The organism is Algicola sagamiensis DSM 14643 (genome assembly GCF_000374485.1).
Lineage (GTDB): Bacteria > Pseudomonadota > Gammaproteobacteria > Enterobacterales > Alteromonadaceae > Algicola > Algicola sagamiensis.
Genome location: NZ_KB894492.1, coordinates 396652 through 415072, shown reverse-complemented (window position 1 = coordinate 415072; position 18421 = coordinate 396652). Strand labels below are relative to the sequence as shown.

The 18421-nt window shown below is 42.1% G+C and carries 21 protein-coding genes; 16 read left to right on the top strand and 5 right to left on the bottom strand.

Annotation, left to right across the window (positions count from 1 at the left end):
- Nucleotides 1-573: 573 nt before the first annotated feature.
- Nucleotides 574-813 (top strand): helix-turn-helix domain-containing protein, encoded by a 240-nt coding sequence (locus C505_RS0105550; protein WP_026317773.1) that lies wholly within the window; start codon nt 574-576, stop codon nt 811-813.
- Between the two features lies 1 nt (nt 814).
- On the opposite strand, the gene C505_RS0105545 is transcribed toward C505_RS0105550, so the two are convergent.
- The 5 genes from C505_RS0105545 to C505_RS0105525 form a co-directional block, all read right to left on the bottom strand.
- The gene (locus C505_RS0105545) at nt 815-2116 is read right to left on the bottom strand and encodes an AmpG family muropeptide MFS transporter (protein ID WP_211215055.1); all 1302 of its coding nucleotides are present in this window, start codon (nt 2114-2116) and stop codon (nt 815-817) included.
- A 53-nt stretch (nt 2117-2169) separates the two neighbouring features.
- The gene (locus C505_RS21535) at nt 2170-2493 is read right to left on the bottom strand and encodes a hypothetical protein (protein WP_018691599.1); all 324 of its coding nucleotides are present in this window, start codon (nt 2491-2493) and stop codon (nt 2170-2172) included.
- Between the two features lie 170 nt (nt 2494-2663).
- Entirely contained in the window at nt 2664-3266 is a 603-nt protein-coding gene (locus C505_RS0105535) for a peptidylprolyl isomerase (protein ID WP_018691598.1), read from the bottom strand.
- Nucleotides 3263-3841: a YajG family lipoprotein gene (locus C505_RS0105530; protein ID WP_026317772.1), complete on the bottom strand. Its 579-nt coding sequence runs from the start codon at nt 3839-3841 to the stop codon at nt 3263-3265. Before C505_RS0105530 ends, C505_RS0105535 begins: the two co-directional genes overlap by 4 nt.
- A gap of 4 nt (nt 3842-3845) precedes the next feature.
- Nucleotides 3846-4988, bottom strand: a complete 1143-nt coding sequence (locus C505_RS0105525; RefSeq protein ID WP_018691596.1) for a methyltransferase — start codon at nt 4986-4988, stop codon at nt 3846-3848.
- A gap of 26 nt (nt 4989-5014) precedes the next feature.
- Between C505_RS0105525 and C505_RS0105520 the strand changes: the two genes are divergently transcribed.
- The 15 genes from C505_RS0105520 to trmH all read left to right on the top strand — a co-directional run bounded on the left by C505_RS0105520 (nt 5015) and on the right by trmH (nt 18420).
- A complete protein-coding gene (locus C505_RS0105520; protein WP_018691595.1) occupies nt 5015-5629 on the top strand; it encodes an alpha-ketoglutarate-dependent dioxygenase AlkB family protein in 615 nt (204 codons plus the stop codon).
- A gap of 134 nt (nt 5630-5763) precedes the next feature.
- Nucleotides 5764-6096, top strand: a complete 333-nt coding sequence (locus C505_RS0105510; RefSeq protein ID WP_018691593.1) for a BolA family protein — start codon at nt 5764-5766, stop codon at nt 6094-6096.
- An 89-nt stretch (nt 6097-6185) separates the two neighbouring features.
- Nucleotides 6186-6734, top strand: a complete 549-nt coding sequence (locus tag C505_RS0105505) for a TRAP transporter small permease subunit (RefSeq protein ID WP_018691592.1) — start codon at nt 6186-6188, stop codon at nt 6732-6734.
- Nucleotides 6722-8092: a TRAP transporter large permease gene (locus tag C505_RS0105500; RefSeq protein ID WP_018691591.1), complete on the top strand. Its 1371-nt coding sequence runs from the start codon at nt 6722-6724 to the stop codon at nt 8090-8092. The genes C505_RS0105505 and C505_RS0105500 overlap by 13 nt, the downstream gene beginning before the upstream one ends.
- Nucleotides 8093-8103: 11 nt before the next feature.
- The gene (locus C505_RS0105495; RefSeq protein WP_018691590.1) at nt 8104-9204 is read left to right on the top strand and encodes a TRAP transporter substrate-binding protein; all 1101 of its coding nucleotides are present in this window, start codon (nt 8104-8106) and stop codon (nt 9202-9204) included.
- A gap of 156 nt (nt 9205-9360) precedes the next feature.
- On the top strand, nt 9361-9558 hold the full coding sequence (locus C505_RS0105485) for a hypothetical protein (RefSeq protein ID WP_018691589.1): 198 nt from the start codon (nt 9361-9363) through the stop codon (nt 9556-9558).
- 9 nt (nt 9559-9567) lie between these two features.
- On the top strand, nt 9568-10113 hold the full coding sequence (locus tag C505_RS0105480) for a hypothetical protein (protein ID WP_018691588.1): 546 nt from the start codon (nt 9568-9570) through the stop codon (nt 10111-10113).
- Between the two features lie 143 nt (nt 10114-10256).
- Nucleotides 10257-11447, top strand: coding sequence for an enoyl-ACP reductase FabV (gene fabV / locus C505_RS0105475; RefSeq protein ID WP_018691587.1), 1191 nt, complete (start codon nt 10257-10259; stop codon nt 11445-11447).
- A gap of 197 nt (nt 11448-11644) precedes the next feature.
- A complete protein-coding gene (locus C505_RS0105470; RefSeq protein ID WP_018691586.1) occupies nt 11645-13201 on the top strand; it encodes a Na+/H+ antiporter NhaC family protein in 1557 nt (518 codons plus the stop codon).
- A 90-nt stretch (nt 13202-13291) separates the two neighbouring features.
- Entirely contained in the window at nt 13292-13819 is a 528-nt protein-coding gene (thpR, locus tag C505_RS0105465; RefSeq protein WP_018691585.1) for an RNA 2',3'-cyclic phosphodiesterase, read from the top strand.
- A 69-nt stretch (nt 13820-13888) separates the two neighbouring features.
- On the top strand, nt 13889-14512 hold the full coding sequence (gmk, locus tag C505_RS0105460; protein ID WP_018691584.1) for a guanylate kinase: 624 nt from the start codon (nt 13889-13891) through the stop codon (nt 14510-14512).
- Between the two features lie 54 nt (nt 14513-14566).
- Nucleotides 14567-14842 (top strand): DNA-directed RNA polymerase subunit omega, encoded by a 276-nt coding sequence (gene rpoZ, locus C505_RS0105455; RefSeq protein WP_018691583.1) that lies wholly within the window; start codon nt 14567-14569, stop codon nt 14840-14842.
- A gap of 119 nt (nt 14843-14961) precedes the next feature.
- On the top strand, nt 14962-17073 hold the full coding sequence (spoT, locus tag C505_RS0105450; protein ID WP_026317770.1) for a bifunctional GTP diphosphokinase/guanosine-3',5'-bis pyrophosphate 3'-pyrophosphohydrolase: 2112 nt from the start codon (nt 14962-14964) through the stop codon (nt 17071-17073).
- Between the two features lie 3 nt (nt 17074-17076).
- Nucleotides 17077-17469, top strand: a complete 393-nt coding sequence (locus C505_RS0105445) for a RidA family protein (RefSeq protein WP_018691581.1) — start codon at nt 17077-17079, stop codon at nt 17467-17469.
- A 264-nt stretch (nt 17470-17733) separates the two neighbouring features.
- On the top strand, nt 17734-18420 hold the full coding sequence (gene trmH / locus C505_RS0105440; protein WP_018691580.1) for a tRNA (guanosine(18)-2'-O)-methyltransferase TrmH: 687 nt from the start codon (nt 17734-17736) through the stop codon (nt 18418-18420).
- Nucleotide 18421: the final 1 nt, after the last annotated feature.

Here is an 18421-nt window from a genome sequence, read left to right as displayed (position 1 = left end):
AAAAAAGTGAAATTGAGTTAATTTTGTTGTCCCTATAAATATTCTTCCGTATTTAAATAGGAAACAACCCAAACTTAACTGTATGTTTTCGGTAAGGCGAATAATATAACTCATTGAGTTAAAAAGTATAGTGCTATCAAAGTTAATCCAATTGCAAGATTAAACTGAATGATAAAGTAAAAGCCACTTTTTCCCTGACTTATACTCCAGTTATTATGACGAAGATAGCAATACCAAGCTAAGCACATAATGATCGGTAATAAGAATAAAAATCGGAACATAAGATGGTTTTCTCCTTTGAAACAACCGAATAGTCAGGTGTTTTAATCAAGTCATCAGGCTTAATCAATAAGCGTTAATAATTTTATTTTTCCAGAATATGTACAATTGGATTTCAGCACAAAACTCATACTTTTTACATTGCCCATTAGTCTTATACGCTGTAAAATTTCATTTTTGTCATCTATACCTTTTATAAGATAGATAACACTTTATTAGAACTTTTTTGGCAGATTTTTTAACCGTCCTTTTTAGGGCATCGTAGTACATGGGGTAAATTGGGAGTAATCAGTAATGATGGGTAAAACAGTCTCCTCAGACGAAAATAGCAAACTCACCGCTTGGCTAAAGGAAAAGCGTCATGAAAAGGGTCACACTATGCGAAGTCTTGCTAAAATCTTAGGCACACTACATTCTTTCGTTGGCAAAATCGAAAATCAAGAACGCCGTCTCGACGTCATTGAGTTTGTTCGATATTGCCAAGCGTTAGAAATCGATCCTCAAGAAGGATTGAAGCATGTCTTAAAAGGATAATTTAATCCTGTCGCTGGTACCATTGGCTTCGGCTTAGTAGGACAATGAGTACCAAAGCAGGGATGCCCATTAACGCAGTGAAATAGAAAAATTTTTCATAGCCAAGCGACGTAACCATCACACCAGACGAGCCCCCTACAAACTTCGGAAATAACAGCATCACAGAGCTAAGGACTGCATATTGTGTCGCTGAAAATTCCTTATTCGTGATATTTGATAAAAATGCGATAAATGAACTCGTAGCAATACCTGCACTCAGATTGTCCATGGAGATCACCCCAGTCAACCAAAGTGTATTAGGACCGATAACAGATAATTGAGCAAAGAGTATATTTGTGACTGCTGAGAGCAGCCCGCCCAAAAACAAGACCTTCAGTGTTCCAAAATAGTGTGCAAGCAAGCCACCAACAGCCGCACCAACCAAGACCATGATCACACCGTAAACCTTAGAAATTGCTGCAACCTGGGTTTTTGTAAAACCAACATCCACATAAAATGGATTGGCCATCACACCTAAAACAATATCTGACAAACGGTATGTCGCAACGATCCCAGCGATAAGTAACGCATGCTTCCAATGAAAGCGTTGAAAGAAATCACGAAATGGTGTGATAAAGGATTCAATAAATGATAGCGTTTTCGACTCTTTTGCAATGTTTGTAGGCTCAGCAGCAAAAAAGGTTGTCACCAAACCAATCATCATTATCACAGCAAGTACCTGATAAGTACTTTGCCAAGCAGATAAAGTATACGCTTCATTTCCATTGGCAAAAAAGTCAGCCAGTAATAAAGCGCCAGCCGATGCCATGATCATTGCAAAGCGGTAACCGATTAAATAAGACGCAGCTAATAGTGCTTGATCATCTTGTTCAGCAACATCAATGCGGAAACCATCAATCAGTGCATCTTGTGTTGCAGAAAAAAATGCCAAGCAGAGCGCGCAAGCAGCCAATACGATAACACTTTGATTTGGATCCTGAAAACTCATAAATAGGATCATCAATATCAAACCAATTTGAGTGCAGATCAACCAGCTTCGACGACGGCCAAAATTTGCCCCAAAGAAATTGATCCGATAGCGATCCAATAAAGGTGCCCAGATCCACTTTAAGGTATAGGGCAAAGAGACCAGGCTTAATAAGCCAATGAGTTTACGATTAATATCGGCTTCTGCTAACCAATACGAGAGTGTTGAAAACACCAGCATATAAGGTAGACCAGCAGCGAATCCAAGAAATAAAAAAACAAAGAATTGAGGTGTCCGAATAGATTCCGAAACAACCTTCAGTTTATTCACAAACATGGTTGCATACATATAGATACGACTCGAGTAAAAATAGTAGAGACGGTATTCGCTTATGGACGAATACCGCAAAATTCGGTGAGTTCCGTTCTGTAGCCTGTCAACACACGGATGCAGGTTTGAATTTCATGTTGGACTTGTTCATCTTCTAATAAGATCCCTTCCGACCAGAAGTTGACTTGATGTAACAAGTGCCAAAAGACCTTTTCTTTCGTAGAATAAGGCTGATTGGGGGCAATTTCCAAGACCGACCACTCTTCCAGCGTATCCCAAGTAAATAGGTTTATCTCAGAGTACGGGATCCGGTTTGCGAGGAATGCACTGACATAATAGGCAAGTTGCCTTCCTTTGAGCTCAATAAATTCATGTATGTTCAAAGCTTATTCTCCTAGATCCTTAGGAATTATTATTCTTTTCCCTTCCGAGCAAACGAGAAACTGTGCCTGATCGAATATGCCATGTTTGATCGAAAGGACGAAACACGATTTTAGTATAGCCAGTTTTTCCCAAGCAGAGAGATCGTTTCAGAATAAGCAAAGAACCGAACTTACTTGGCTCGGGGTTTGACTGGCATTACCTCCACCTTTTTTAGGATAAGCGGTTCAACGGGTACATCTGGCCATCCTAATTTAGGATGAACATCGGTTTCTACTACCCCCATTTTTTTGAGAACATCCTGTCCTTCGACAACTTCTCCAAAAACACAGTATCCCCAATTTCTGCCAGGATCCAGATTCCGATTATCCGAAAGATTAAAATAAAATTGACGAGTTCCAGAATGAGGATCTCGTTGCCTCGCCAGTGCAATTGTCCCGGTGCCGTTCTTGAGGCCATTCCCTGATTCATTAAAAACTGGCTTATTCGTTGGTAACGCATCATATCCATTTGAATACCCCCCTCCTTGAACAACAAAATCTTCAATGACACGATGAAAGACGGTGTTTTCGTACGATTTGTCTGACACATACGATAAGAAATTATTCACTGTCAGTGGTGCACGAAGGCGATTTAACTCGACAATGATCACGCCTTGATTGGTGGTCATTTTGACTTGAGGAAATAGGTTTCCTTCTTGTACTTTCGCGCCATCAATTGCTGCAAACGCTTTTACAGCAAAAAGAATGAAGCTGATCAGTAAAAGTTTTTTCATGAAAAATCATCCTTTAGATGTGAACGTAACTCAGGATCTTTGAGCAGATCATTCAACACTTTTTCGATCAAACGATTTGTTTCCGTTTCAATTTGATTCGCATCCACTTTGAGCGAGTTTGTGTATTTACTTGTACGTACATAGGTCTTCTTAAATGCAGTGTTATTTGATTTTACAACCACTTGTAACTCTAATATCCCTTCAAGGCGAAAATCAATCGGCTTCTGTAACACATGCGTTGAAAGTCTAAGTATATTCACAGTCAACGTTTTTGGGCTATCTGGATTGAGCGTAGCATGACCTGACTGCCAATATTCACGGAGTTGATTTTCAATTTTTGGTGCGACTGGCTGCGTGCTTTTTACCCAATATGTGGGTTCACCGGATTCTTTGATTTCCGCAATCCCTTTATTTTCTCGGTGATCATTGACTTGAAAATGAAAAGACATATTCGAGAAAAAGTAAGGCTGCACTGTGTTTGTGGTGACAGGATTAATGATCACATTCGGGATCCTGGATGAACATCCCGACAGGATCACCAAAAATAAATACGGGAGAAGGAACTTAGTTTTCATTTTATCAACTCCGTTTCGTTGCACTTAAAATAACAAATTTATGATTCGATGCCACTGTTGTGACATTCCCAAAAATTCTTTTGAGTTTCACGTGGTAACCTAAATGTCGATTTCCAACAACCCTTAATTCACCACGGGACCGAAGTACTCGCTTCGCATCTTGAAACATCTGCCATGCAATATGATCAGTCACTGCATTTTGCTGATGGAAGGGTGGATTACACAACACTAAATCCGCTTGTCCAGAGGAAAGCGATGAAAGACAATCATCAACGACAAAGTTTGCATCTTCTTCTCTTGTGATACAGTTTTCCTGAACGTTTAACCTTGCTGATTCCACCGCCATATGCGATTCATCAACAAATGTAACCTGCGCAACCTGTGGGCATGACTTGAGTAAATGCACTCCTAAGACACCATTACCACACCCCAGATCAATCACACGAAGTGCATCACCAACTGGAAAAATATGCGGCAAAAACGCACGCGCTCCAAGATCCAACTTTTCATTAGAGAAGACATTTGCATGGTGGTGAAGTTTCATTTGATATTCAGGAACTTCAAAATAAGTTTGAAATGTCCCATGATCGATACCTTTTTTCGCTGTTTCTAAAAAAACAAGACGAGATTTCTTCACTGCAAGAGATGTCGATACATCCGTAAAATAAAGTTCCATACGTTTGAGGAGCTTAACTGGAATGTCTTTTGCTTTGCCTGAAAGGATCACTTGTGTTTTGCTTAAGTCCCACCCACTCATCATCGCGAGTAAATATTCTAAATAGCGAATTTGTTTTGGCAACTTGATTAAGATGTAGTCGAAATGTGCTTTCACTTCATCTAATGCACTGAGTAGCGGTGGTAGAGTTTTCTCAGGGAAGTTTTGTCCGAAGTTATGTTCAATGCCAAGTTGACTCACTTTAGAATCCGTCATCACCATCGTTTTTTGCTCTGCAAATAAACAAGTGAGTGCGCCAAATGTATCATTGATTAAAAGCAATCGGGTATCGGGCTTTAATCCTCGTTGAACCACTTCTTCATACAGCAACTCATCAGCAGCATCCCATGCAAGGAGGCTCCTGTTTTTTTGTTGGGGCGGATATCGATCGAGGGTCAAGACACGATCATTCATGGTAAACTGGTTATTCATCGAAAATTTTCAGGCATCAAAAAGCAATGGCGTATTGTCGCACCTTTGAAATCGAGACTCTAGCACCAAATAAGGAACAATTGACGGCTGACATTTGGTGGCAACCCAAGTTTCTATCCTCAGTTTGTGCCAGTCAGCTTTTTGAACAACTTAAGAAAGAGATTATTTGGGAGCAACCTCAGATTCGAATGTTTGGGAAAATGGTCCGCATTCCTCGTTTACAAGCGTGGTATGGTGATGATAGTGCAACCTATCAGTATTCAGGTCTCACCAATCAGCCACATCCTTGGACTGATACATTACTTGCTTTAAAAACAGAACTTGCAGCATATCTTCAACAACCGCTTAATAGCGTCCTTATCAACCTATATCGTGATGGAGAAGACAGTATGGGTTGGCACCGTGATAATGAAAAAGAACTTGGTGAACGTCCCCTGATTGTTTCGATTAGTTTGGGTACTCCAAGACGATTTTTACTCAAAAATCGAAAGACAGACGAACGAATTGAGCGCTTACTTACCCCCGGAAGTTTACTGGTCATGGAGGGAGACTCACAAGAAATTTGGCTCCATAGCGTACCTAAAATGAAACGCGTCTTGTCAAGCAGAATTAACCTTACCTTTCGTTATATTCACCCGTAAAATTGTCTTGGAAAAATATAACCTGCACCCGCAACAGCTTAGTTAAAAATGGCAAAAACTTTTCGGAATAAGCATGATATTATGTCCGCATCACACTACAGTATTGAATATGAAAATCATGAAGGAGGCTTGGCATGATCATTCAGAATGAAATCGAACGCAAATTGCTGGAAGCCTTTGAGACCCAGCATCTGGAGGTATTGAACGAGAGCGAGAAACACAATGTCGCTCCGGGTTCTGAATCTCATTTTAAGGTGACGATTGTCACCGATGCCTTTGCCGGGCTTCGCTTGATCCAGCGCCACCGTCAAGTCAATGAACTATTGGCTGATGAGTTAAAAAAAGATATTCATGCTTTGGCATTACATACGTATACGCCACAAGAGTGGTATGAGTATTATTCCGAAGAACCACCTCCATCCCCGAGATGCTTAGGCGGCTCTAAACGTGAGAAAGCGTCCTTGTGACGCTTTTTTTGTCCCTATATCTTTCCTATCGTTCCTTTTTCTGTTACTTATTTCTCTTCCTATAAGAATTAAAACATAAAGAATACCCTATGAAGTTGCTCGTCGTACTTGAACGTCATCTTCAGGCACTGATCCGTGTCCTTGGACAGTCCATCGCCTGGTTGACGTTCATTATGGTCATTCTGACCTGCCTGATTGTGCTGTTGCGCTACGGATTCAACCTCGGTTGGATCTGGTTGCAAGAGCTCGTTTTATATATGCATGCTGCCGTGTTTATGTTAGGCGTCAGTTATGCCTTTCAAAAAGATCAGCATGTCCGCGTGGATATCTTTTACCGAAGTTTCTCAGCAAAAACCAAGCATTTGGTGAATCTGTTTGGGCATATTTTTCTTTTATTTCCAGTCAGCATTCTCATTTTGTGGTTTAGCTGGGACTATGTTGCGATGTCTTGGCACATCAAAGAGAGCAGCCCTGAAACAGGTGGTCTCCCATTCGTTTATCTTCTAAAGAGTTTGGTCCCTATGATGAGCTTGCTTCTCATGATTCAAGGCGTTGCCAGCTTCAGTGGCTGTATTCTTGCCCTTTATCGCATCAAACATGAAACAAACGACAAGGAGGATAAGGCATGGAATGGTTAGCGCTGATCATGTTTCTATTTGTATGTTTGATATTGTTGCTTGGATACCCTGTCGCATTTAGCCTTGCAGGGGCATCACTTATCTTTGCAGGGCTTGGTATTGCAATCGGTGCATTTGATGACAGCTTTATTCACCTCCTGCCCAATCGAATTTACGGCGTTATGATTAACCCAACACTCATGGCTGTACCATTATTTGTTTTTATGGGTGTTGTCTTAGAAAAATCACAAGTCGCAGAGCGTCTCCTTGATGCAATGGCACAAGCCTTTTCCGGAGTCAAAGCTGGCCTTGGTATTTCTATCACACTTGTTGGGATGCTACTCGCTGCCAGTACCGGAATTGTCGGTGCCACAGTTGTCACTATGGGATTACTTTCCCTACCCGCCATGCTCAAACATGGATATTCCGCCCAGTACTCTTCCGGAATCATTGCTGCAACAGGCACACTTGGACAAATTATTCCTCCTTCAATCGCACTCGTCCTGTTAGGTGATGTGATTTCCAGTGCTTATCAACAAGCTCAACTGAAACAAGGTATCTTTAATCCAGAACCTGTGTCTGTTGGTGAATTGTTTGCAGGTGCTGTGATCCCAGGGCTGATTTTGGTTTTACTTTATATGTTGTATTCATTTGGACTCGCCACATTCAAGCCTGCATCCATACCTGAGATGGATAAAACACAATCACGATTCCCACTCAAATCCTTGCTGAGCGCACTACTTCCCCCCCTTGTCCTCATTGTACTAGTTCTCGGTAGTATTCTTGCGGGGTTTGCAACACCAACAGAAGCCGCTGGGGTCGGTGCAACGGGTGCATTACTGATTGCTGCTCTTCATCGAAAGCTCTCACTAAAGACTTTACAGGAAATTTGTGTCTCAACACTCCATGTTACAGCAATGGTCTTTATGATCCTGATAGGCGCAAGCTTGTTCTCGCTTGTTTTTCGTGGTTTTGGTGGTGAAGAGCTTATCCATCAGTTCTTTGCAAACCTGCCAGGGGGAGTGATTACCGCAACACTCATCGTCATGCTGATCATGTTTCTGCTCGGTTTTATTTTAGATTTTATTGAGATCACCTTTGTCGTTGTGCCTCTCGTTGCCCCCGTACTGCTGGCTATGGGATTGGATCCGGTTTGGCTCGGGATCATGATTGCCGTCAATCTGCAAACATCATTTTTAACGCCCCCCTTTGGCTTTGCACTTTTTTATCTGCGGGGTGTTGCACCCGACTCTTTACCAACACGTGCAATTTATCAGGGTGTGATCCCATTTATTTTCTTACAGCTGGTACTGATGGCAATGATGGCCTATTGGCCCATCTTGACAACATGGCTACCCGATACAATTTATAAATCATAAGGATAATAAGAATGACAAAACAACTGATCTCCCTGCTCTGCTTTGTGATGTGTTGCAGCATCTTTATTACAGGGTGTTCGAAGGAAAAAACAGAATCAGGACAATCTCAGAAAGCACAAAAAACCTATCAATGGAAAATGGTCACCAGTTGGCCAAAGAACTTTCCAGGGATTGGTGTTGCACCTGAACGGTTCGCTAAAAATGTTGAAGCCATGAGTAACGGTCGTCTAAAAATCAAAATTTTCGGTGCTGGTGAGTTAGTTGCCGGGCTGGAAGTCTTTGACGCTGTTTCTTCTGGCAGTGCTGAAATGGGGCACAGTGCCGCTTATTATTGGAAAGGGAAAATCCCAGCAGCACAGTTTTTCACTGGGATCCCATTTGGCATGAATGCGCAGGAAACCAATGGCTGGCTTCATTATGGGGGCGGTATGAAACTCTGGGAAGAGTTGTACGAACCTTTCAATCTTATTCCAATGGCGGCGGGCAATACAGGTGTTCAACTTGCAGGTTGGTTTAAAAAAGAAATCAACAGCGTTGATGATCTCAAAGGTCTCAAAATGCGTATCCCTGGCTTAGGCGGCGAAGTCCTTAAAGAATTAGGCGGGATCCCAGTTGCACTGGCTGGCGGTGACTTATTTGCGTCGCTTCAATCTGGAGCTATAGATGCAACAGAATGGGTTGGCCCATACAACGATTTAGCATTTGGCTTCTACCAAGCAGCAGATTACTACTACTACTCAGGCTGGCACGAGCCAAGTGCAGTTCTTGAGCTTATCGTCAACAAAAAGGCTTTTGAATCCTTACCGAAAGATCTTCAAATGATCGTCAAAGTCGCCGCACGCGCTTCTAACCAAGATATGTTGGATGAATACACAGCCAGGAACAATGATGCTTTGAAACAACTTGTAGAACAGCACAACGTCAAACTCAAGAAGTTCGATGATGAATTGATCCGAACGCTCAAAAAGACCATGCAGGCTGTCATTGAAAAAGAAGTCGCCAAAGATCCACAAATGAAAAAAGTATGGGACTCTTACAGCGACTTCCAGAAAAAAGCGGTTGAATATCATCGCATTTCAGAGATGGAGTATTATTTGAATCGGGATAAATAACTGTTTTCTTGATCTGTTTAGATACACTGACACATGAAGAAACAGAAAGGGCTGAAACTCATACATGACTGGTTGGGGCAAAAATAATCATCAAAATAACCCTTTATTACGATTTATTTTTGAGTCCAACCAAATTAAAAATGAATAAGACTGTTAATGCGTGAAGCAATCATGAATATGCAAAAATCTTATTATTGGAAATCAACAAACAGTCAAGGAAGGACAAATGAACTAATTGAAATTGAAGAAATACAGTGCACTAATATCAACGGAGGTTCTCAGAATGAACATCCTATATCAATCCCTTTACTAAGCGTAAACGAAAATGACTTTGGTGGTGGCTATGACCCTTGAGCAACACATATGAGCATTGATTATTTTCTCACTTTTGAAAACCAGATACACAACTTCTTATTTGGCTTGCTTATCTTAACTTTCTTGTTGCACCGAAAGGATGATAGCTTTCTATCAACGATTGTTGTCTTATGTTTGATCAGCTTTATGGGGATTGCTGTCTCTCCTTCCTTATTAGAGGTAAGCTCAAAACCACACATATTAAGTAAACTTGCTTGGCATGGCAGCCATGCTTTGATTGTTCTCTTTGGTATTGGGTTACTTCAATTACTACATGAACAACGGCAAATCACAATCGGCATATATGGAAAGGTTGTGATTCATGCATACGCCATTATCATCATTCTTCATTGTATACGCTTCATGGTAAAGGCAGTGATAGGACTCCAGTCCACTATATTTAGAGACATCTACCAATATGGCATTTTTGGGATCAATATCTTTGTCGTGGTTATAGGGTTAGTCGGACTGTTCGCTATCACTTTTCAAAAGATCATCTTAATCAACCAATCTAATATTGAAGTCAAAACATGGTCTGATAAACCAACTGATTGAAGGTACATTTCTCTTTATCGAGAAATAATCTTTCAGTCGCGCCTTTTTTTCATCTAATCAGATCTGTTTTTCACACAGAAGTCGCTACACTATCGGTCAATTCTGATAAATTACAGATCCGTTTTGACAGGAAAACCACCAATATGATTATTCAACCAAAGGTTAGGGGTTTTATTTGTACGAATGCACACCCAGCTGGCTGTGCTGCCAATGTACAAGAGCAAATTGCTTATGTGAAAGCGCAAGGTGAATTCAAAGATGGTCCGAAGAATGTTCTTGTGATCGGTTCTTCAACTGGGTATGGCCTTGCTTCTAGAATCAACGCAGCATTTGGTGCAGGTGCAAAAACATTGGGTATTTTCTTCGAAAAAGCACCCACAGAAAAGAAAACTGCGACCGCTGGCTGGTATAACACAGCAGCATTCCAAGCTGCGGCTGAAGAAGCAGGACTTTGGTCAAAGAACATCAATGGTGATGCTTTCTCTGATGAAGTGAAAGAAAAAGCACTTAAAGTCATCCGCGAAGAAATGGGAAAAATTGACCTTATTGTTTACTCCCTTGCTTCACCAAGAAGAACACACCCAAAAACTGGTGAGACGTTTAACTCAGTATTAAAGCCAATCAATCAAGCCTATGAAGTGAAGAACCTCAACACTTCAAAACGCGAAATTGAAAGCATGACCGTCGAGCCTGCTTCTGAGAAAGAAATTCAGGACACAATTGCTGTTATGGGTGGTGAAGATTGGGAAATGTGGCTTGATGCACTCAAAGGTAAAGATTTGCTTGCAGACAACTGCCAGACACTTGCCTACACCTATATCGGTAAAAAACTGACTTGGCCAATCTATGGGAAAGCAACCATTGGACGTGCAAAAGAAGATCTTGATCGTGCAGCATCAGCGATTACAGATCGCTTATCAGATATCCAAGGTCATGCCTATGTATGCTCACTCAAAGCGCTTGTGACTCAGGCAAGTTCTGCGATTCCTATTATGCCTCTATACATTTCATTGCTTTACCGTGTCATGAAAGAAGAAGGCACTCACCAAGGATGTATTGAGCAAATCCACGGATTATTCCAACAGCTTGCCGATGCTGAAGGACACAAAGACGCGGCAGGAAGACTCTGTATGGATGGGAAAGAACTCGCTGACCACGTTCAAAACAAAGTTGAATCACTTTGGAATGAAGTCACGACAGAAACCATTGATACATTGACAGATTACGAATGTTATCATGCAGAATTCCTCAAACTTTTCGGTTTTGGAATTTCTTCTGTCGACTATGATGCCGATATTTCTCCGCTTGCGCCGATTCATCAACTCATCGACTAATTGATATTGAGGTGAATCTGTAAAAAGATGAATCAGTTACCCCGAATTGACCAGCAAAGCGTCAATTCGGGATTTAAGAACAATTCTCATTCCGGTAAACTACTCCGTCGGCTTTGGTCGCAAATAATAAATACTCGTCTCGCAATATGCGTGCATCATATTGCTTTATCAAACAAATTGAAGGTTGTATTACTCCCATGGAAGTCACATTTTCTGATTCTGCGTTGTCGCTTCTTCCGGCAGTGCTTTCATTAGGACTCGCGATCATCACGCGTAAAGTCCTTCTCTCGCTCGGATGCGGTATTCTGGTTGGTTCGTTGATGCTCAATCAATATGATCCACTCCTCACCATCCAATACATTGGAAATCTATTTAAAGGGTTATTTTGGAGCGAGGATGGCCTGAATACAGGGAAAGTCTTTATTCTCTTATTCCTATTGCTCTTGGGCATGATGACCAGTCTGATGATGGTCAGTGGTGCAACACGCGCATTCGCAAACTGGGCACGAAAACGCATTCAAACAAGACGATCCAGTATGATGCTTACCGCATTTTTGGGTATCTTTATTTTTATCGACGATTACTTTAACAGTTTGGCAGTCGGTGGCATTAGCCGCCCGCTCACGGACCACTACAAAGTATCACGTGCCAAACTCGCATATTTGCTGGATTCAACAGCCGCATCCATGTGTGTGATCATGCCACTCTCCAGCTGGGGTGCGTTTATCATCACAGTCATCGATGATATTTTGAAAAAACATGAAATCCAAAGTGCATCAGCACTTGGTACTTTTATGGAAGTCGCATTTCTCAATTACTACGCCATATTCGCATTAATTATGGTGCTCTTCGTCGCATGGTTTAACCTCAACCTGGGTCCAATGGCTGAAGAAGAAAAAGCGGCAGCAAATGGTCAGCTATTCAATAAAGAAAAAGGTGTTCCAGCAGGAACTATCACTGATTTACCAGAGCATGATCACGGAAAACCTCGCGATCTTATCATTCCAATCCTCACATTAATCGGCGCAACCATTTTCTTCATGATCCAAACAGGTTTGAGTTCACTGTCAGCTGATGGCAAAGCACTCACACTGATGGGTGCCCTTGAAAACACTGATGTTGGTACCTCTCTTCTTTACGGTGCAGTTTGTGGTGTCCTCATCACACTCGCGATGGGTCTTGTGAATAAAGTCTCTGTGCCGAATACAATGCAAGGCCTGTTTCATGGTGCAAAGTCCATGCTCCCAGCCATTTATATCCTGCTTTTTGCATGGGGTATTGGCAATATCATTGAAGCGATGGAAACAGGTAAATACTTGTCCAGTTTTGTTCAAGGAAATATCTCACCTGCGATGTTACCGATGATCCTGTTCATTCTATCCGGCATCATGGCTTTTGCGACTGGAACAAGTTGGGGAACGTTCGGCATCATGCTTCCAATTGCGGGCAGTATTGCCGCAACGACTGACCCAACACTCATGATCCCAATGCTATCAGCGGTGTTAGCTGGATCTATCTTTGGTGATCATGCTTCACCCATTTCAGATACCACAATTCTGTCATCCACAGGTGCCAGCTGTCATCATATCGATCACGTTGTCACTCAGTTGCCTTACGCGTTCATCATCGCAGTCGTCAGCTTGGTCGGCTATGGCGCGTTAGGCTTTACGGGATCTGCGCTTGTTGGCTACATTGCAGGAGGTATTTTCTTTATGGTTCTGATGCTGGTTTTAAAGAAGAAGTACGCCGAGTAATTAAACACTAACACTGCCGCCAATTGTGCTTTTTTGCATCGATTGGCGGCGATTTTGCTAAACTTATATTTTAAGCAGCAAGGTCATTCTATGCATACAAAGCGACTCTTCTTTGCCTTTAATCCACCTGATGATTTAAAACTAGATGTTCATGGATGGTGCCAACAATCTCTACAATGCGAAAATCCGCACCCAATCCCATATGAAAACTACCATGTCACGGCATTGTTTTTAGGCGCTGTCTCAGAGCAACATCTCAATGATTTGTATTCAATAATGGAAACCTTCGAAGGAGAGGCATTTGATCTCTGTTTTGATGAAGTCAGTTATTGGAAGCGCCCCCGTATTTTGTGTTTGACCACCTCCGTCATTCCGATTCAAGCGAAACAAGCTGCGCATTCGCTCGCAGAAAGTGCCAATCAATATGCTTCTCCTCATATTCATAAAACTTATCGACCTCATATCACGCTCTCTCGCAAAGAAAAAAAGCTCATCCAACCGGACGTACAGCCGCAATTTCGCTTTCATATTGATCGTGTTGGATTATTTGAATCAAGACAATATACAGAGGGCACCAAATATATTTGTCTGAAAGAGAAATATCTGCTCTCGCAATAAAATTTTGCACTGTTATGGTAGACTTACGCCCATATTTTAATTTTCAGAATCAATTGAGCAGCACCATCTATGCAAGCAAGAGGTAATTTATTCGTCCTATCCGCACCCAGTGGTGCAGGGAAATCCAGTCTAATTAAGGCACTTCTTGAACGGTATCAAGATATTGCTTTGTCTGTTTCACATACCACAAGAGCATCAAGAGAAGGAGAGGTCGACGGAACTCATTACCACTTTGTTGATCAAACGCAGTTCCAGCAACTCGTGGATGACGACAATATGTATGAATGGGCACAGGTGTTTGGCAACTTCTATGGTACCTCGAAAAAGGCCATTGACGACCAACGCAACAATGGACTGGATGTATTTCTTGATATCGATTGGCAAGGTGCTCGTCAAGTGAGAGAAAAAGATCAGACCGCAATTACAATCTTCATTCTTCCACCATCAGTCGAAGAGTTACGACGCCGATTAAATTCCCGTGGACAAGATAGCGAAGAAGTGATCGAAGGAAGAATGAACGAAGCACAGTCTGAAATTTCCCACTACAATGAATTCGATTTCATCTTGGTGAATGACGATTTTGAAGAAACGCTGACACAACTCGAGCAGATCATTTTTGCTCATCGTCAGTCTCGTGATTATCAGATCGAAAAATATGGTGAAATGATCAAACAACTATTGGCTAACCAGTAGTCATTTAGTACACTATTATGTCTTGTAAAAAATTCTGAATGTGTTGGAGTTCTCATGGCTCGCGTAACTGTTGAAGATGCAGTAGATAAAATTGGTAACCGCTTCGATTTGATCCTTGTCGCAGCACGACGTGCGCGTCAGCTTGCGGTAGAGGGTAAAGATCCTTTAGTCGAAGTCGAAAATGACAAGCCGACTGTCATCGCTTTAAGAGAAATTGAATCTGGCTTGATTAACAATACCTCAATGGATGAACAAGAGCGTATTGAGCAAGAAGAACAAGAAGCAGCTGAGTTCGCCGCTGTGGCTGCAATTGTTGGTAACAACAAATAATCGGATGAATGTCCTCCTGCCAGCACATTAGTGCTGGCTTTATTCCCCTATCCTCGTATATTCTTAGTTATATCACGCTTACCTTTTGTTTTAGTTACTTGAATTTAATGGAGCATTCTGTGTATCTGTTTGAAGGCCTACAAAAACAGATTCTTGCCTATTTACCATCGGAGCAAATAGAGCCGGTAAAACAAGCTTATGTCGTCGCAAAAGACGCACATGACGGCCAGTTCCGATCTAGTGGCGATCCGTATATCACACATCCTGTTGCTGTCGCCTCTATTCTTGCTGAGATGAATCTGGATCAAGAAACCCTCATGGCGGCCCTCCTCCATGATGTAATTGAAGATACAGATTACAGCAAAGAAGATATCGCCGAGCTTTTTGGTCCAACTGTGGCGGAACTCGTTGAGGGTGTCAGTAAACTGGATAAATTAAAATTTAAATCAAAAGAAGAGTTTCAGGCAGAAAACCACCGTAAAATGATCATGGCGATGACTCAGGACATTCGTGTGATCCTGATCAAATTGGCTGATAGAACCCATAATATGCGCACATTGGGTTCATTAAACCCACAAAAACGTCGCCGTATTGCCCGCGAAACCTTAGAAATATACGCACCAATCGCTAACCGTCTCGGTATTCATGATATAAAAAATGAGTTGGAAGACTTAGGTTTTATGGCGCTTTATCCCATGCGCCATCGTGCTCTGGGAGCCGCTGTTAAGCAAGCCCGAGGGAATCGAAAGGAAATCATCAAAAATATTCAAAATGAAATTGAATCTCGCCTTGGTGCCGCAAGTATTGGTACAAATGTCATTGGACGAGAAAAACACCTGTACAGTATTTACAAAAAAATGCGCAATAAGGAGTTAATGTTCAATGAAGTTATGGACATTTACGCATTCCGTGTCATCGTCGAGAACTTGGATACTTGTTATCGCGTTTTGGGTGTTGTTCACAACCTTTACAAGCCAATTGAGACAAGATTTAAAGACTATATTGCTATCCCGAAGACGAATGGTTATCAGTCGTTGCATACCTCTTTGATAGGTCCTCATGGTATTCCTCTGGAAATTCAAATCCGGACCCATGAAATGGATCTGATGGCAGATAAAGGGGTAGCAGCACATTGGGCATACAAACATACGGATAAAAGTCAGGGAACAACTGCACAACAACGCGCCCATCGATGGATGCAAAGTCTGCTTGAGCTTCAACAGAGCGCTGGCTCTTCTTTCGAGTTTATTGAAAATGTGAAAGCTGACTTTTTCCCAGAAGAAATTTATGTCTTTACGCCGGATGGACGGATCGTTGAACTCCCAATGGGTGCAACAGCAGTCGACTTTGCTTATTTTGTCCATACAGATGTTGGCAACACTTGTGTGGGATGTAAAGTAGACCGAAAACCATATCCATTGTCTAAACCACTTGATAGTGGGCAAACTGTCGAGATTGTTACAAGTCCAGGCGGCAGTCCGAATGCAAACTGGCTCAACTTTGTCGTCACAGGTAAGTCCAGACTTGGCATTCGGAATTACTTACGCTCTCAACAAAATGAAGCCGCAATGAACCTCGGGCGCCGACTCCTCGCATCCGCACTTGGTGAAATGCAGATGAGCGACTTGGATCCAGATAATATTCAACGTGTTCTTGAAGACTTGAAACAACCTTCTATGGATGATTTGTGTCGTGAAATTGGCCTCGGAAATCTCATGAGTATTGCCATTGCACGTCGTTTGAAAGGAAATTTTAACGATGAAGAAAGCGAGACACCAAGCAAAGAAAAAGGTAGTATTCCAATCGTCGGCGCGGAGGGTATGCTAGTCAGTTACGGTAAATGCTGCCGACCGATTCCTGGCGATGAGATCCTTGCTTTCGTCAGTCAAGGAAAAGGACTGACTGTTCACCGTCTAGAGTGCCGGAATATCAAAGGTTGGGAAAGAGAGCCTGCCAAGTACTTCCCTGTTAGATGGGATGAAACAGGCGATAAGACTTTTTCTTGTGATATTCGAGTGGAGATTATCAACCACCAGGGCGCACTCGCAAAATTAACAAACGTGATTGCTTCTGTTGCCTCAAATATACAAAATCTAAGTACAGAGGAAAAAGAGAGCAATCTCTATACCATCAACATTGAGTTGACCGTCATTAATCGTGTTCATCTCGCACAAATTATGCGAAAAATACGGATTATGCCTGACGTTCAACGCGTTTATAGAAGGAAGTAACTGATGTCTAAAGTGATCATTAATACTGATCAAGCTCCTGCAGCGATTGGAACCTATTCCCAAGCGGTTAAAGTCGGCAACACTGTTTACCTTTCTGGTCAGATCCCATTTGTTCCAGAAACAATGGAAGTTATCAGCGAAGACTTTGCTGAGCAGGCGCAACAGGTATTTAAAAACCTTGCAGCAGTTTGTGAAGCTGCGGGTGGTACATTAAATAACATGATCAAAGTGAATATCTACCTGACAGACCTCAGCAACTTTGCAACCGTCAATGAGATCATGAGCCAGCATTTTCAAACACCTTACCCTGCAAGAGCAGCAGTTGGTGTTTCTGAATTACCAAAAGGGGTTCAGATTGAAATTGAAGGCGTGATGGAAGTACCCAACGTTAACTAATCTCGTTGCTTATTGAATGAAAAAAGAGGCTGTTTCAGACAGCCTCTTTTTTATGAGCTAAAGTTCTTGATATTCATCTTTTTTTCCTTCCCACCCATTAAAAGGCGTCCCCTCAGCTTTTTAAAACAGAACAGTGTGTGGGAGAACGAGAAAGTAATACAGCGTGAAAATCATCCTCAGAGAGCAAACCTCAATCGAGGCGCGAGGAGAGAAGTTTGGTTTGTGCCAAATGAACGACGAAGCAACAAAGAGTGAGGCTTTTTCATGACGCCAGAGCGTTGGAAGAGAATGAATGAGATGCTGGATCTACGCCAGCCGGATTTGACGGTATGTGTCGAACAGGTGCATAAAACCCATAATCTTTCTGCGATTATTCGTACTGCGGATGCTATTGGTATTCCTGAGGTTCATGCCGTTTGGCTTTCTGAGGATAAGCGCTTAAAACGTGGGACTGCTTCTGGGAGTCAGAATTGGGTCAAAACTGTTGGCCATGCGACGATTGGGGATGCAATTTCCACTTTAAAATCCCAGGGTATGCAGGTTGTCGCCACTTGTTTATCCGAAACATCTGTCGATTATCGCAACATTGATTACACCAAGCCTACTGCCCTCTTGATGGGGCAGGAGCGCTACGGGATCACTGAGGAAGCTTTAGCACTTGCCGACCAGCATATCATTATTCCGATGGTGGGTATGGCGCAATCGCTCAATGTGTCCGTCGCTGCGGCAATTCTGATGTATGAAGCACAACGACAAAGACAAAATGCGGGATTGTATGAGCAGCCTAGAATGGATGAACAAGAAAAACATCGGATCCTATTCGAAGGCGGTCACCCGATTTTTGCAAGACTTTGCCGAGAAAAAGGGGTAGATTATCCTCCTTTAGATGAAGACGGACAAATTGCTGCCGAATCAGAATGGTGGCAACGCATTCAGCAATCAAAGAAATAGT